This is a genomic window from Okeania sp. SIO2C9 (assembly GCF_010672455.1).
GTDB lineage: Bacteria > Cyanobacteriota > Cyanobacteriia > Cyanobacteriales > Microcoleaceae > Okeania.
Genome location: NZ_JAAHGO010000083.1, coordinates 1 through 17,675, shown reverse-complemented (window position 1 = coordinate 17,675; position 17,675 = coordinate 1). Strand labels below are relative to the sequence as shown.

Sequence of the window (17,675 nt, the reverse complement as noted above, 5' to 3'; positions counted from 1 at the left end):
GGGTTGCAGCCTATTGCCCTTGTTTTTTTCAATGTTAGCCCCGGGGCTAACTTGCAAAAAATGGCTCTATCGAGCAAAGGCTTAACCTGCAAGCCTTACAGCTACGTTCCTAAAAGTGTCCGGACTATTGGTATAAAAATGCTTTAGATTAATTTTTCTAATTTTTCAATTGCTTTAATAACTGATACTTCCAATTCTTCTGTCAGTTGGCTAGGGTCTGATAACTCGGATGACTTTTCTTCATGTAAGTTAGGCCATCGCGACTCAGTATTCTCTTGTTGAACATCTATTAAGTTTAATTGTTGGGCCAAGTAATCTACTAGCTTATTAAGCTTTGGATAATCAAAAGCAAGAGTAGAAGGTACTGAACACTTCAAACTACTTTGTAACTTATTCCTCAACTCCACAGAAGTCAAAGAGTCCATACCCAAATCAAAAAATCCTGTATCCATTGCAATTGATTCAGGATTACTAATTCCCAACACTTGAGCCACCTGACGACGCACATGAGCTACCAACAACAAACGACGCTCATTAGGTGGTGTAGCCTCCAACTTTAACAGAAAATCTGACTTCGATGGTTCTGCCACCTTCAATATAGTTTCCTGCCAATCCGCCAAAAACGGCCACTGCGCCACTCTCTCCTGCCACCTTGACCACTCAATAGGCACCACCCCTACTTCCACATCCGAACCACTCATCAATAGTTCCAAAGACTCCAATACCTGAGCCGGAGATATTGCACCCATCCCCTGCTGGTTTGCCCTCACATCTGCACCCCGTTCAGCCGCCTCTCCCACTTGAGAAACTGCTCCCCAATGAATACTCAATCCCGGTAACCCCATAGTTCGACGATAATGAGCCAAACCATCAAGAAACCCATTGGCTGCAGAATGATTTCCCTGACCAGGTGAACCCAACAGAGATGCTGCCGAAGAAAACAGCACAAAAAAGTCCAATGATTGATTGAGACTCAATTGATGCAAATGCCAAGCACCCTGCACTTTTGGTGCCATCACCTGTTCAAAACTAGACCAACTCTGGTTTTGCAGCACTCCATCTGATAACATCCCCGCCGAATGAATCACTCCTCCTAAGGGTCTATTTGACTCCTCTATTCTCTGCCACACACCTCTCATCGATTCCCCATCAGATACATCAGCTTTTTCCACTACCACGGACGCTCCTGCCATTTCCAACTCTGTTATTTTTTTCCTAGTAGCATCATCCGGTGAACGGCGTCCTAACAAGACCAAATGTTTAGCCCCCTTTGACACCATCCAATTAGCTACCAGTAAACCCAAACCTCCCATACCTCCTGTAATCAAATAGCTGGCTCCAGAACGGAAACTTAAAGGCTTTTGAGTCTTACCATCAGCAAGTTGTGCCACTGCTTCCCGATGATGAGTACCCACCAACCGAGCCACATAACGACTATCCCCACGCCATGCTACCTGGTTTTCCCTATCCTCCGACCAAATTTCTTGAAATAGGGCATCAGCCTGACGCTCTAAAGTCTCCTCTGGGTCCAAATCTATACGAGTACAGTTTAATTCTGGATGTTCCCAGCTAATCACTTTACCCATTCCCCACACCGAAGATTGAGCTACTCCTGGTATCACCGGATGATTATCGGGCACCGCCTGAGCACCATTTGTCACCAACCATAATCGAGGGACAGTTGATAACCCGCCTTTCACCAATGCTTGTACTAAAGATAGAGTTGTGCCACACCCTAACTTCGACAAACTTCCTAACTCCTCAGAATTAATCCCTTGACCCACTTCGGCTTCAGTCGTCCAACATTGTACCACTCCATACAATGATGGTGACTTTCCTGATACTGTCTCTATTACCTCCTCAAAATCTTCAGCTTGATTAGGATTAATGCTAAATTCTCCCGGAGCTATCTGTTGATACTTTTCCCCTGCAAATACTAAAGTACAAACCTCTCCTACTGAGCGGAGTAAAGTAGCTAACTGTTGCCCTACTCCCTGAGAGTCTGCCAGTATCAACCAACTCTTAGAACTATCATTACTTTGTTCTAACTTCCTTTGAGAGCCTTGAGCTACAATTACCGTTTGTTCTGAAAATGTTTCTGCCATTCCCTCCACTTCTGGCATTGTAACTACTTCAGTAAAACCTGTTTCTCTCAAAACATGATGCCATTTCTCTCTACTCAACAAAGGATAATCTGGTCGTAATTCATAATCACTGAATTTCCACCATCCTTCTAACAGTCCGAATATTAAATCTACCCATATGGTTTTAGCTGTTGCTTCATATAACACTAACATTCCCCCATCTGCTAAGAGTTCTCGCACATTGGATAATGTCTGCTTCATACTGGTAGTTGCATGAAGTACGTTAGCTGCAATAATTACGTCATATTGATGTGCCTCAAATCCTTGAGTTTTCGGGTCTATTTCTATGTCTAAGGTTTGATACTTTATGAATTTATAATCCCGGAATTTCTCTTGAGCTTTTGTTGTAAATAATGCCCCTATATCCGTGAATGTATATTCGGTTTGCCCTTGATTTAGATGAGGTAGGATATAGCTTGTAGTCCCTCCTGTTCCCCCTCCTATTTCCAACAACCTGAGCCCCCGGCTTTTGGGTAATTTTTCTATAGCTTTGGTGATGGATTTTTCTACTATTGTGTTCATCACTTTCGCTACTGTTGAGTCTTCATAAAGTTGAGTCGCTGCTGTCAAATCTCCTTGGGGGAACACTAACTCTACTGGGTCTATTGCTCCTCGTAATACCCCACTTAGTTTAGACCCACAACGCTCCAGTAGTGTCAATGCTGCTGTTTCTTCTGGATATTGATTCTGTAAACTGCTAATTTTTTCAGTGGGCTTGACTTCAGGTAAGGTTTGTGCTACTTCCCACTGCTGCCGAGCATACTTGAGTATTCCCTCCTCCGTTAATATTTGCAGCATACGCTTCAACAGTGGTCGATGAGTAGGAACTACACCTAACCTTTCGGCTGCTACATCAAATTCAAACCTTTCTGTTGGTTTGTATGACCAACCCATCTCCTGCAATCCTTGTACGATATAATCTACACTTAATTCTTCTAAGCTTGTGTCAATAGACGCACTTTTTTCATTATCTACTTGAGTTACCAACTCTGTCAGAGTTGGAGTTAATTTTTGGCTAATTTCTACAGGAGGTATCAGGAAATCTGGTGGTAGTAGTTTACCTAATATACCTTGGTTTCTCCACTCTACTTCATACAACCAATTTTCTATTGATTCGGTTTCTGCTGCTAATTGTTTTTGGTATTGTTTGACTAATACATCTAATATTTCTGGTAAAAATTTAAGTTTTTCTGGTGAAAAATTTACTGCTGTTTCTAGTTGTTGGATGAGAGCTTCTGTTTTTCCTTGAGTAAGTAGTTTAATAATTGGAATCTCACTAATATTTTCTGTATTTTGATTTATTTTATGTTTGTTTTCTGTTGTTTCTACCCAATAACGTTTTCTCTGGAATGGATATGTTGGTAATGATACTTTCTGACGATTATAATCAGAGTCAAACCCTGACCAATCTATTTTCGCTCCTTTTACATACAATTTTCCTAAGCTTGATAACATTTGTTGCCATTCATCCACTCCTGGACGCAATGAGGGTAACCATTCTCCCACTTCTTCTTTTACACATTGCCTGCCCATTCCTAACAATATTGGCTTAGGTCCGATTTCTAGGAACGTTTCATATCCTTCCGACTCTAGAGTTTTCATACTCTGGGCAAATTTCACTGGTTGACGCACATGACGTACCCAATATTCAGCAGTGGTTATTTCTGCACCTACTTCAGTACCTGTGACGTTTGATATTAGTGGTATTTTTGGTTGATTATAGGCTACTTGTTTGGCTACTGCTTCAAATTCTTTTAACATTGGTTCCATCAATGGGGAATGGAAAGCATGGAATACTTGTAATTGTTTGGTTTTGACTCCAACGGATTCAAAGAAATTACAAATATTTGTTATAGCTGCACTCTCACCAGAAATCACTATACTTTCTGGTCCGTTAACTGCTGCTATTGTGACTTGGGAAGTATATTCTTTTATAGCCTCTGTTACCTCAGATTCTGATGCCATTACCGATACCATCTCACCACCAGAGGGTAACTGTTGCATCAATTTTCCTCGCATAGCTATTAGTTTGAGACCATCTTCTAGGCTAAATACTCCGGCAATGCAAGCTGCTACATATTCTCCGACGCTGTGCCCCATTACTACATTTGGTTTTATTCCCCAAGATTCCCATAATTTGAAGAGGGCGTATTCCAGGGCAAATATAGCGGGTTGGGTGTAGGCTGTTTGCTCTAAAAGACTTGAATTTTGTGCATCTTTAGGGTATGTAATTTCTAATATAGATGTTTCTAGATAGGGTTTGAGAATTTGGTCACACTGCTCTAAAGCTTGACGGAAAGTTGGTGCTTGTTCATACAGTTGTTTGCCCATATTTACATACTGGGAACCTTGACCTGTGAACAGGAATGCTATTTTGGGACTTTCACTATTTGGTTGTGCTGAAAATACTCCTACTAATTCTTCCTGAGTTGTCCATCCCAGCAGTTTTTCTATTAATTCTGTAGGGGAAGATGCAATTACCCCTAGTCGATGATTAAAATGGGCTCTGCCTGTAGAGGCTGTATAGCATATATCTCCTAGGGCTAACTCGGGATTAGTTTGTAGATAATTTTGATAACTATTGACTAAATCTTCTAAAGCCTTTTCTGTTTTCCCTGACAAAGTTAATAGATGAATTGGACGTTCAATAACGTTCTGACTTTTGACCTGAGAGGGAGCTTCTTCTATAACCACATGAGCATTAGTACCACCGATACTAAAGGAACTGATACCTGCAATACAACTGTGATTATTTGCCTGCCAAGGCTGGATGTTGGTTGAAACTTTTACAGGTAATTGGTCCCAATTAATATAAGGATTCGGTTGATGAAAATGCAGGGATGGTGCGATTTGTCGATTTTGCAGTTGCAATACCACTTTCATTAAACCTGCAACTCCCGCTGCCGCTTCCAGATGACCAATATTAGTTTTGACTGAACCAATAATCAAAGGCTTTTGTTGAGAATGAGTTGCTGCAAATACTTCTCCCACTGCTTCCACTTCAATCGGATCTCCCAAAGATGTGCCTGTACCATGAGCCTCTAGATAACTGACACTAGCTGGTTCTACCCCTCCATTTTCCAAGGCTTGACGAATCAATGTTTCTTGAGATGAACCACTAGGAACTGTTAATCCACTACTATTTCCATCTTGGTTAGTTGCACTACCCCGAATTAATGCTAAGATATTATCTTTATCTGATATCGCATCTGATAAACGTTTGAGTACAATTATACCACAACCTTCACCACGGACAAATCCATCTGCGGCAGCATCAAAAGTCTTACAATGACCATCCGCTGACAACATTTTGGCTTTACAATAATTGATTGTTATCTCTGGAGATATCAATAGATGTACCCCTCCTGCTAGAGCCAGATTGCACTCTTGATTCCTCAGACTAGAACAAGCTAAATGAGTAGTTATTAAAGAAGAAGAGCACGCTGTATCTACTGATATACATGGACCTTTAAGGCCGAGAATATAAGAAATTCGCCCTGATGCTATACTGTGGACATTACTTATAGCTGAGTAAGAATTAATTTGTTTATGACCTTGACTGGATATATTTTGAGAATAGTCGTTGCTACTAATACCAATAAACACACCTGTTTGAGTTCCTATCAGTTTTTGTGGATTTGTAGCAGAATGCTCTAAGGCTTCCCAAATAACTTCTAGGAGTAATCGATGTTGAGGGTCTAGATGAGCTGCTTCTTTAGGAGAAATACCAAAGAAATTAGCATCAAACTCCTTTATTTCGTCAACAAAGGCTCCATAACAAGTATACATTTTACCAGGAGTGTTAGGGTCAGGGTCATAATATTTATCAATAGACCATCGGTCTGGTGGGACTTCTGTAACAGTATCTATTCCATTTTGTAAAAGTTCCCAGAAGGCTTCAGGGGTAGATGCACCTCTGGGAAAACGGCAACCCATTCCAATGATAGCTATTGGTTCTGATTTGTCCCTACTTTTTAGGGCATCAAGTTCAGCCTCCAATTTAGATATCTTGCCTGATGCCATTTGCATCAGTTTCGCATAGTCTTGATATTGGTTACTACTCATTGAAATACCTCCTAATTTTCTCCTAGTTGTTTGGCCAGTATTTTTGCAATATCTTCTATTTCAATAACTTCTTCGCTGTTATCTACATCCAAAACTGGTTCTTCTTCAACCAATAATTCTTTAGCCAAGTAATCTACAAGCTTATTAATCGTAGAATAACTGAAAACGAGAGAAGATGGAAGCGATCGCTTCAAGCTACTTTGCAACTTATTCCTCAACTCCACAGAAGTCAAAGAGTCCATACCTAAATCAAAAAACCCTGTATCCATTGCAATTGATTCAGGATCGCTAATTCCCAATACATTAGCCACCTGATGACGCACATGAGCCATCAACAACAAGGCACGTTCATTAGGTTGTGTAGCCTCCAAGTGTAACAGAAAATCGGACTTCGATGGTTCTGTCTCCTCCAATATAGTTTCTTGCCAATCCTCGAAAAATGGCCACTGGGCCACTTGATCCTGCCACCCTGACCACTCAATAGGCACTACTGCTACTTCCACGTCCGAACCACTCATCAATAATTCGAGAGACTCCAATACCTGAGATGGAGATATTACACCCATTCCCTGCTTATCTGCCATCAAATCTGCACCACGTTCAGCCGCTTTTCCTATTTGAGAAATTCTACCCCAATGAATACTCAATCCTGGTAATCCTATAGTTCTACGATAATGAGCTAGACTATCAAGAAACCCACTAGCAGCAGAATGATTTCCCTGGCCAGGTGAACCCAACAGAGATGCTATCGAAGAGAACAGCACAAAAAAGTCCAATGATTGATTTTGACTCAATTGATGCAAATTCCAAGCACCTTGTACTTTCGGTGCCATCACTTCCTCAAAACTAGACCAACTCTGGTTCTCTAGCACTCCATCAGATAATGTACCTGCCGAATGTATTACTCCTGCTAATGGTAGTTTTGACTCTTCGATCCTGTTCAATACTCCTTGCATCGCTTCAAATTCTGAGACATCGACTTTTTCAAATACTACTTCGGCTCCTGCCATCTCTAACTCTGTTATTTTTTTCCTAGTAGCATCATCCGGTGAACGGCGTCCTAACAAGACGAAGTGCTTGGCTCCCTTAGATACCATCCAAGGAGCTATCAGTAAACCCAAACCCCCTAAACCTCCTGTTATCAAGTAGATAGCATCATCACGGAAACTTAAAGACTTTTTAGTCATACCACCTGCTTTCTGTTCCACTTGTTGTCCATGATGACTACCCACCAACCGAGCTACATAACGACTATCCCCACGCCATGCTACCTGGTTTTCCCTATCCTCCGACCAAATTTCTTTCAATAGGGCATCAACTTGACCTTCTCTAGTCTCTTCTGGATCTAAGTCTATACGAGTACAGTTCAACTCTGGATGTTCCATGCTAATCACTTTCGCCATTCCCCACACCGAAGATTGAACTACTCCTGGTATGATTGGATGATTTGATGGCACCGCCTGAGATCCACTTGTCACTAACCATAATCTAGGGATAGTTGATAACTCTGCTTTCGCCAATGCTTGTACCAAATATAAACTCGTCCCACACCCTAGCTTCGACAAACTTCCTAACTCCTCAGAATTAACCGTTTGCCCCACACCTGCTTGAGTTGTCCAACATTGTACTACTCCATACAATGAGCCGAACTTCCCAGCCACTGTCTCTATTACTTCCTCAAAATCTTTTGCTTGATTAGGATTGATACTAAACTCTCCCGGAGCTATCTGTTGATACTTTTCTCCAGCAAACACTAAACTACAAACTTCTCCCTTAGAGCGCAGTAAGATAGCTAGCTGTTCCCCTACTCCCTTGTTGTCTGCTAGTATCAACCAACTCTTTGAACTATCATTCCTTTCTTCTAACTTAGTTTCAGAGCTTTGAGCTACAATTACTGTTTGCTTTGACAATGTTTTTGCCATTCCCTCTATTTCGGGCATCGTCACTACTTCACTAAAACCTGTTTCTTTCAATACATGATGCCATCGCTCTCTACTCAATAAAGCATAATCTGGCCGTAATTCATGATCGCTGAATCTCCACCATCCTTCTAACAGTCCAAATACTAAATCTAACCATCGTTGAGCAGTTGTTATTTCTAACAAAACTAACATCCCTCCATCTGCTAATAGTTCTTGCACATGGGATAACGTCTGCTTCATGCTTGTGGTTGCATGGAGTACATTGGCTGCAATAACTATATCATATTGATGAGGCTCAAATCCTTGACTTTTTGGGTCTACTTCTATGTCTAAAGTTTTATACTTTATGAACTTATAATCCCGGAATTTCTCTTTAGCTTTTGTTGTAAATAACGCCCCTATATCCGTGAACGTATATTCTGCTTGCTCAGGATTTATATGAGGCAGGATATAGCTTGTCGTACCTCCTGTTCCTGCTCCTATTTCCAACAACCTTATCCCTCGGCTTTTTGGTAATTTTTCTATGGCTTCGGTAAGGGATTTTGCTACTATTGTGTTCATCACTTTCGCTACTTTTGACTCTTCATATAGTTGAGTCGCTGTACTCAAATCTCCTTGGGGGAACACTAACTGGACTGGGTCTATTGCTCCTCGTAATACTCCACTTAGTTTAGATCCACAACGAGAGAGGAGTGTTAATGTTGCTGTTTCTTCTGGATATTTATTCTGTAAGCTCTGACTTTTTTCAATAGGCTTGACTTGAGGTAAGGTTTGTACTACTTCCCACTGCTGACTATTTGACTTGAGTATTCCCGACTCTGTTAATATTTGCAGCAAACGCTTAAACAGTGGTCGATGGGTAGGAACTACACCTAATTTTTTGGCTGCTACATCAAATGCAAAGCTTTCTGTTGGTTTGTATGACCAACCCATCTCCTTCAATGCTTGCACTATGTAATCTAAGCTTAATTCTTCTAAACTTGTGTCAATAGACGCACTTCTTTCATCATCTACTTGAGTTACTAATTCTCTCAGAGTTGGAGTTAATTTTTGGCTAATTTCTACAGGAGGTCTCAAGAAATCTGGAGGTGCTAGTTTACCTAAAATACCTTTGTTTCTCCACTCTACTTCATACAACCAATTTTCTATTGATTCGGTTTCTGTTCCCAGTAAGGTCTGTTTAGTTGCTAGTTTGAGTTGTACACCTTTGAGAATCGCAATTATTTCTCCTGAAGGTGTGACTATGGTGACGATAGTGGTTAAACTTTCTGGAGTTTCCTCTTCTTCTTGACTACTTGTTACTGATGCGTAAGACCATAGACTCAGTCCTGGATTCTTATATAGTTTGAATTCTTCTATTCCTACTGGCAGATAAGTTTGATCATTATCTGTCGGTGGCAGTGCATGAAATATTACTTGCAACGCTGCATCTAATAGGGCTGGATGGAAATTATAGTCGCTTGTTTGTGTTATCAATTCTTCGGGGAGTTTGATATAAGCTAGTGCTTGCTTTGAACCTGACCACAATTCTTGAATTCCTTGAAAGCTACTTCCATATTCTATCCCTACTTCTTGACATTGTTGATAATGTTGTTTAACTTCTATCGTTTGAGTACATTCACTTTTGTATTTTTCTAGGTCAATTTTTGTTTGAGGAAGAGGGCTTGATTCTTTTCTGATTTTTCCTGTGGTGTGCAGTCTCCACTCCTGTTGTTCTGATTGTTCTGATTGAGAAAATATTTGAAATTTGTAGCTTTGATTCTCTGTTGGAGTAAGTATGGTTTGGGCATTAGTTAATTCTCCCTCTGGTAGTATCCATCCTCTAGTTATGCTTAAGTCTTCTATTACTATCTGGGATGTTTTTAATTGCTGATTTCCTGCTGCTATTGCTATTTCTATGTAGCCTGTTGTCGGAAATACTGCTTGATTAAATACTCGGTGGTGGCTTAGATAGTTCGGTGAGTTTTCTCTTATTTGTGATGCAAATATTTGTTGTTCGGTTGCACAATTTAACTTTTGACCTAATAGAGGATGGAGGTTTTGGCCTGTTAAAAATTGCTGTTTCGGCCAGAAGTTATTATTGGTTTCTATCCAATACCGTTCCCGTTGGAATGGATATGTGGGCAACGCTACTTTCTGACGACTATAGTCGAATTCAAATCCTGACCAGTCTATTTTTACTCCTTTTACATACAACTGTCCTAAGCTTGATAGCATTTGTGACCACTCATCCACCCCAGGACGCAATGAGGGCAACCATTCTCCCACATCTTCTGTTACACATTGCCTTCCCATGCCCAACAATATTGGCTTAGGTCCGATTTCCAGGAAGATTTCATATCCTTGCTCTTCCAGAGTTTTCATACTAGTAGCAAATTTTACTGGTTGACGCACATGATTCACCCAATATTCAGCAGTGGTTATTTCTGCACCTACTTCAGTACCGGTGACATTTGATATTAGTGGTATTTTGGGTTGATTATAGGTGACCTGTTTGGCCACTGCTTCAAATTCTGTTAACATTGGTTCCATTAATGGGGAATGGAAAGCATGGGACACCTGTAATTGTTTAGTCTTAATTCCGTCTGATTCTAATTTATTACAAATATTTGCTATAACTCCACTCTCACCAGAAATTACGATACTTTCTGGTCCATTGATGGCTGCTATTGTTACTTGAGAACTATAATTAGCTATTGCTTCTACAACTTGAGATTCTGATGCCATCACAGAAACCATCCCACCACCGGAGGGCAATTGTTGCATTAACCGCCCCCGCATAGCAATTAATTTCAGTCCATCTTCGAGACTAAATACTCCTGCTACTGTTGCTGCTACATATTCTCCTACACTATGACCCATCACTATACTGGGTTTGACCCCCCATGATTCCCATAATTTGAAGAGGGAATATTCCAGGGCAAACAAAGCTGGTTGAGTATAAGCTGTTTGATCCAACAAAGATATACTTGACTTTTGTGCATCTTGAGGATATAGAATTTCTAAGAGCGGATGTTCTAGATAGGGACTTAGGATTTGGTCACACCTTTCCAAGGCTTGACGGAAAGTTGGTGCAAGTTCATACAGTTGCCTTCCCATATCTACATACTGGGAACCTTGTCCTGTGAACAGGAAAGCTACTTTGGGATAACTACTATCACTCGATTGTTTTCCTGAAAATACTCCGATGACTTCCTGCCCTGCTTTGTGTTCCAGAAGTTTTTCTGTTAATTCCTGTAGGTTAGTAGCAATGACTCCTAGTCGATAGTTAAACTGAGCGCGTCCAGTGTTAGTTGTGTAACATACATCTGCCAGTTCTAATTCTCGATTAGTTTCCAGATAATTATGATAATGACTGACTAACTCATCCAGAGCTTTTTCTGTTTTCGCTGAAAGCGTTAATAGATGAACGCTGCATTCTAAATCATCTTCACTTCTGACTTCTGAGTTCTGAGTTCTGACTTCTGTAGGTACTTCCTCAACAATAACGTGAGTATTTGTGCCACTGAAACCAAAAGAACTTACCCCTGCCACACGACTCTCACATCCATCATATTTTTCCCACGCCTTACCCTCCATCGGAATTACACCAGGAATCTCTGCTAAACTCATATAAGGATTCAGCTCTTTCAAATGTAAATGAGGTGGTATATATTTATTTTGCAGCGACAACACCACCTTAATTAACCCGGCAATTCCTGCTGCTGCTTCAGTATGACCAATATTTGTCTTGACTGAACCAATCATTAAAGGGCGTTCCGAACCACGATTTTCTCCATACACTACTTCCAGAGCCTTAATTTCTACTGGGTCTCCCAAAGAAGTACCCGTACCATGGGCTTCTACATAAGACACCTGATTCGCGGATATTCCTCCTACAGATAAGGCTTTAGCAATCACTGCTTCTTGGGCAGATTGATTTGGTGCAGTCATCCCATTGCTAGCACCATCTTGATTAATTGCTGTTCCCCGTAGCACTGCTAAAATTGGGTCTTGATCTGCTATGGCCTGTTTCAAAGACTTAAGAACTACAACTCCACAACCTTCACTCCGTACATAACCATTGGCAGAAGCATCAAAAGTCTTACAACGTCCATCTGGTGATAACATCCCTGCTTGAGAAAAACTAATACTTAACTCAGGAGACAACAATAAATTTACTCCTGATGCCAAAGCTAATTCACATTCGCCATTGCGTATACTCTGACAAGCTAAATGAACAGCACTTAGAGCTGATGAACAGGCTGTATCTACAGTTATTGCTGGACCATTTAATTTGAAAAAGTAGGATAATCTTCCTGCACCAATAGCAGTAGAACTACCTGTAGCAAAATAGATGTTTAAATCTTGCTCCTGATTATGTTTGTATTGTAGCTGTTCATAATCATGGAAAGCAATACCTACAAATACTCCTGTTTCTGTTCCTGAAATAGATTCTGGATTAATACCAGCATTTTCTAGTGCCTTCCAGTTTTCTTCTAGTAAAATACGTTGTTGTGGATCTATATATTTAGCTTCACGGGGCGAAATTTGAAAAAACTCAGCATCAAATTTGTCTACTTCGGAAATGAAGCCTCCATAACGACTAGATATTTTTCCTGGTTGATTTTTATCGGAGTTGTAGTATTTTTCAATATCCCAACGATTCGGAGGTACTTCTGTAATTGGATCAATACCATTACACAGCAGTGACCAATATTTTTGGGGACTATCGGCATCTCCGGGAAACCGGCAAGCCATTCCGATAATTGCTATCCCATTTTCTAATTGAGCTGCTGAAAAACCTGATTCAGTTTTTTCAGCTTTTGGCTCTGGTTGTGCGATTTTTGGTAACAACTCGGAATTTTTCTTTTGTTTAGTTGGTGTTTCTCCTTTAAAGTAACTAGCTATTGCCTTGGGAGTTCCATACTTAAAGAAGAAATTCGGCTCTATTTTTACTTCCAGCTTTTTCTCCAATAAATATTTTAGTTCCAACAACTCCAAGGATTCGATTCCCATTTCCATCAGTGGGCGATCTGAATCAAAAGAGTGTTTCTTGTTCATTACTGTCCGAACACAACCAGCTACAACTTCATCTACATCTTCTTTTCTTTCTACTTTTACCTGCTGATTTTTTTCAACTTCTACGCCATCAAAACGTTGACGATGATGAATATCGTATTCGATCAGAACACCATTGCCTTGATTTTCTATATCTTTGGGGCGATAACCGGGAAGAATTTTTTGAATTTTGGCCCCATGTATCTGATGAAAGCGCAATATCTGGTCTACCAGTAACCCTGAATCATTTTTTTTGTGGATATATTCCGCCATTGGCATTGGGGAATAATCTGAATAATTACGACAACGAGTTACTCCCACAACCCTTTCCACACCACCCATCACAGCACAATACTGAAGCATCCATTCCAGTAATTGGTCCCCTAACCCTTGGTTTTGCAACTCTGGCAAAATATTCGTCGCTAGTAATTGTATCACTACTCCTGATTCAGTATGTAATGATGGCACTTCTACAAAAGTTATATTCTCCAAAACTTCAATACGATCAATCCTTTGGGAATAGATAGCTCCAACAATCTTTTCCTCAATTTCTAAAATAAATTGCCCTTGTGGAAAATTCAAAATCCGCCTCTGAATTTCTTCACTATCAACCCGGAGATTTTCTGACCAACACAATTCCTCTAGTACTATTAGCTCGGGTAAATCCTTAATTGTAGGATGGCGCAACTTGTAAGGCTTTTTCTCAAAACAATTGAGGCTGATACGACTAAATGGAAAATTCTGAGGATATCTTTTCGAGAACTCCCACTTGGGGAATAAACCTACTTCTGCAGCACAACTGAGAAACACATCAGCTTCCACCAGATGTTGACTTGAGAAAGCTTGTAAAGCATCAAAATGCAGGTTATTACTACTGTCTAAAAATTTGTTTACTACTTTTGGTTCTAAACAATGAACTTCCAGAATCATCATCCCATGTTTAGTAACCACAGAAGACCATCTTTCCAGATGTTCTACCAAGCTTTGTATCATAATCTCGGCAGGAATCAAACCGCCGTCTGAATCTACATAAACCCCTGAATAAGAAAGTTGGCCCCGCCTTTTTACTGCTTCTAAATTTTGGGGAGGAATAAATGGACGATCGTGGTCTAAAAAGGACCTAATGTGGAGAATTTTTTCTGGATCGTCAATTCCATGAGTTCTTAAGTCAGATATCATTTGTTGTGGGTTTCCAATATCCCCCTTCATTAGCAAGTTAGGAATACCTGCTAAAGTTAATGCCGACTCTTGCAACGATGCTTGGTTATAATCTACTCCTATCATCTGGACTGGATATTTGTCTAGAACTTTTCCTCTAGCAGATTTTGTACTAATTACTTGATAAACTCGTTTGAGTAGTGTGCCATCGCCACAACCCATGTCCACAACATAGTTTGGTTGTTCAGAATAAGGTAACTTATTAAAAATACTCAGAATTAATTCGTCTACATCAGCAAAAAACTTCTGGTGTTGAAAACCACTGCTCATCACATTCAATTTTCGATCAATGTGACTTTCACTTCCCTGTTCATCCCGACAAAATACAGTTTTACAATCTCCAAATAATACATCTGAAATCTGTAACAACATAGGAGTATAGGAAGCAGTAACTCCAGTAATTAGTATTCTCTCTACTATAAATTTACCAAGAGCAGTCAAGCATAAATTATTTTCATCTGATTTTTGGCTGTGTTTTTGGACTGTTACTGTTATCGAACTTTTCTCAGCCCATCCTTTAGCTATAAATAATGTTGATAATTCTTCTCGTATATGAGGACTTACACTAGAGAATAAAGGTTTTTCTTCCTGGTCTACTGCTAATAAATTATGCTTGTGAAGCGCTAGCATAATTGGTATTATTAGAACTCCATCTAAGAAATCTGCTATTGTTCTATCATTAATCTGCCATTGTTGTTGAGAAAGCTCTATCCAACTTTTGAGAAGACCAGGCTTTTCTTTTCCTAGTAAGTATGATTCTAGGGGTAAGTCGTATAACTCTAATATTTCTTCAGGAATAGACAAGTATACTTGAGAATTGTCTGTGAGGGAGTATTCACCAACTTCATTTTTTGATAGCCAACCTAGGGATTGCATCATTCTTAATGCTACTTGCAGATGACCTGTATTTGCTCCTAGAGCTTTAGCTATTTGCTGGTGGGTCATTTTTTTTTGTTTTATTAACTCAAATAACCCCTTTTTTCTACAGGCTAAAATTAAGGGAATAGATACAAAGCCGTGTTCGTAGCGATTAATTAATTCTAGCATTTTTTTTAATTATTAGACTTGTCGCGAAATAAAACCTTAAAGTGAAATGGGAAAATTCTGGCTTTCACTGATTAAACTATGCTGCCATCAGGTAGAAATTCCAGAGTCCAGCCGCAGTGAACATGAAGCGATCGTCTAAATCTTTAATATGATTTCGATACAATCCTCTCGCTGCATTATATCTCTTCACGCCAGATATTGTATGTTCACATTTGACGCGATCGCTACTTTTCTCTCTATTGAAATGTTTTTGTTCCTCAGTTAATTCCTTTCCTTTAGGTTTTTTCGTGGGAATTTTGATGTTGACAAATTCCTTCTGTAATCCCTGGAAACCCAAATCTACATGAATTTTTACTTCATCAGGCACAAAATCTACCAATTTTTCTTCATCCAACTGCCGTTTGTCATGAACCTTGCCCTCTCTTGCTTTTGATAGGACGAGGACCCTTTTATCTGAGTCTGTCATTATCAGATGTTTACGAGTATGGCACTTTTTTTTACCTGAGTAATGATTTTTCTGCTTTTGGTGGTCTTTGGGACGCTGGATTGGCCGTTCCGTACCATCAATCATCACTTCTTTGGCAGATGGAAACCTGCTAATGAATTCTTCAATGCTTTGTAACTTACGTTCTGGTAAGGCCATTTTTTTCCCTAAAGCACTCTCTAGCAATGTCTGTAGTCTTAACATCCAGTGGTGTGCTCTGCTGCGGTGTAAATCAAACAACACTCCTGCCACATCAAAGGTATGGTAGCACTTAAAGTAGAACAAGATAAAAAATAACTTATCTTTGGCCTGTAGCAATCGCGCTTTTCTCCCTCCTCCTAGAGTTCGCAGTCTGGGTTTTTGACTATTAGCGATCGCTTCCAACTCAAGTTGGACACAAAAAGCTTCTAATAATTCATCGAATGCCTTACGGTTTAGTCCAGTCAATGCCCTTAATAGCCGGTCTTCTTTTAGCACCCGATTAATATCTAACATTGTCCCATCTCAAACACCCTATTAACTTTACTTTACCTTATAAAGCGACAAGTCTATTATAATTTTTTCTTGGTTTTAATACCAACTTTGAATAGTAATGCTATATACTACTCCTAATTTGATTGGCCTTTGAAAATACTGGCTTTAGTCGTTAGCTCCAGGAAATCAACAATCTATACCTACTATAATTCATGGTGTATAAAATCATTATAGGTTTTAGAGACCAATTCACAATTTGATTGAGGTTTACTATCATAAATTTACCCCGCTTCCTTATCTTGCTCTATTTGTCGGAGTGTTTCTAAAGAGGAAGACACTAATTTTGAATCGTTTATAATACTTAAAATATCCCAAGCTACCCTTGACCAACTATAATATAGTTCAGCCAACTCACGTCCTATTCTTCCCATTTTTTCACTCTTCTTTGGTTTTGACAATAGGTAATCTATTTCAGTGGCAAAGGCATCAGAATTGTCGTAGTCTGAGATAACTATACCATTTTTTCCGGGAACAATTACTTCAGGGTTTCCTCCCCTAGCAGTAGTAATAGTGCATAGTCCAGTTGCCATTGCCTCATAATGCACCCTAGCAAGAGGCTCTTCCCATTGAGATGCACATACAAATATATCTCCTAACAAAAAGTAATCTGCAACTTCTGACGGTGGGATAAAACCAGTCATCTGAACTGCTTGGCCTAACTTTTCTGCTTCTGCTTTGATTTTACGGACATAATCGTTTTCATTGTTATTCCCGTACCATTTGCTCCCTACTAGCAATAATACAGCAGATGGATGTTTTTCTATTACTTTGGCGATCGCAGATATTAACAGATGAGGCCCTTTTTTATCTGTCAACCTTCCTACACATAGAACTACTTTTTTGTCCTCCAAGCCATGAGTTGCCAGCATTGCTTCTCGTTTTTCTTTTACCCCTTCTGCCCACCTTGGCTGAAAGCGCTTGAGGTCTACTCCAGCATATACAGGTTGCAGTTTTTGTTTATATTCTGGAAATAATTTGGCAATACCATCAGCAATAAATTTACTTACTGTGACTACTTTTTCTACTCGCTCCAGGCATTTAATTGCTTCTTGTGGTTCGATTTTTTTAGCATGGAACATTTCGTTGTGCATACTTGTAGCGGCCAGCAATAAGAAAGCCCCGGACCAGCAATAACGAACTTTTTGAGCCAGGATTAATTGCAACTAGATTAACGTTTGAGCCAAGATTAACTGCAACTGAGCCAGAATTAATTGCAACTAG

Annotated in this window: 4 protein-coding genes; all 4 read right to left on the bottom strand. The window is 39.8% G+C overall.

The genetic code is table 11. The annotated features are described in order from the left end of the window. Positions 1–143 precede the first annotated feature (143 nt). Positions 144–6,209, bottom strand: a complete 6,066-nt coding sequence (locus F6K23_RS34020) for a type I polyketide synthase (RefSeq protein ID WP_293164602.1) — start codon at positions 6,207–6,209, stop codon at positions 144–146. A gap of 11 nt (positions 6,210–6,220) precedes the next feature. Beyond that, complete coding sequence (locus tag F6K23_RS34015; RefSeq protein ID WP_293164601.1) at positions 6,221–15,436, bottom strand: type I polyketide synthase; 9,216 nt, start codon at positions 15,434–15,436, stop codon at positions 6,221–6,223. A gap of 76 nt (positions 15,437–15,512) precedes the next feature. Further along, complete coding sequence (locus F6K23_RS34010; RefSeq protein WP_293164598.1) at positions 15,513–16,415, bottom strand: transposase family protein; 903 nt, start codon at positions 16,413–16,415, stop codon at positions 15,513–15,515. Between the two features lie 260 nt (positions 16,416–16,675). Beyond that, positions 16,676–17,533 (bottom strand): glycosyltransferase family 4 protein, encoded by an 858-nt coding sequence (locus F6K23_RS34005; RefSeq protein WP_293164596.1) that lies wholly within the window; start codon positions 17,531–17,533, stop codon positions 16,676–16,678. Positions 17,534–17,675: the final 142 nt, after the last annotated feature.

Bases quoted from the DNA above. Each gene is read 5' to 3' on its own strand.
- F6K23_RS34010 (WP_293164598.1), bottom strand. From the start codon at position 16,415: ATGTTAGATATTAATCGGGTGCTAAAAGAAGACCGGCTATTAAGGGCA.
- F6K23_RS34005 (WP_293164596.1), bottom strand. From the start codon at position 17,533: ATGTTCCATGCTAAAAAAATCGAACCACAAGAAGCAATTAAATGCCTG.
- F6K23_RS34020 (WP_293164602.1), bottom strand. From the start codon at position 6,209: ATGAGTAGTAACCAATATCAAGACTATGCGAAACTGATGCAAATGGCA.
- F6K23_RS34015 (WP_293164601.1), bottom strand. From the start codon at position 15,436: ATGCTAGAATTAATTAATCGCTACGAACACGGCTTTGTATCTATTCCC.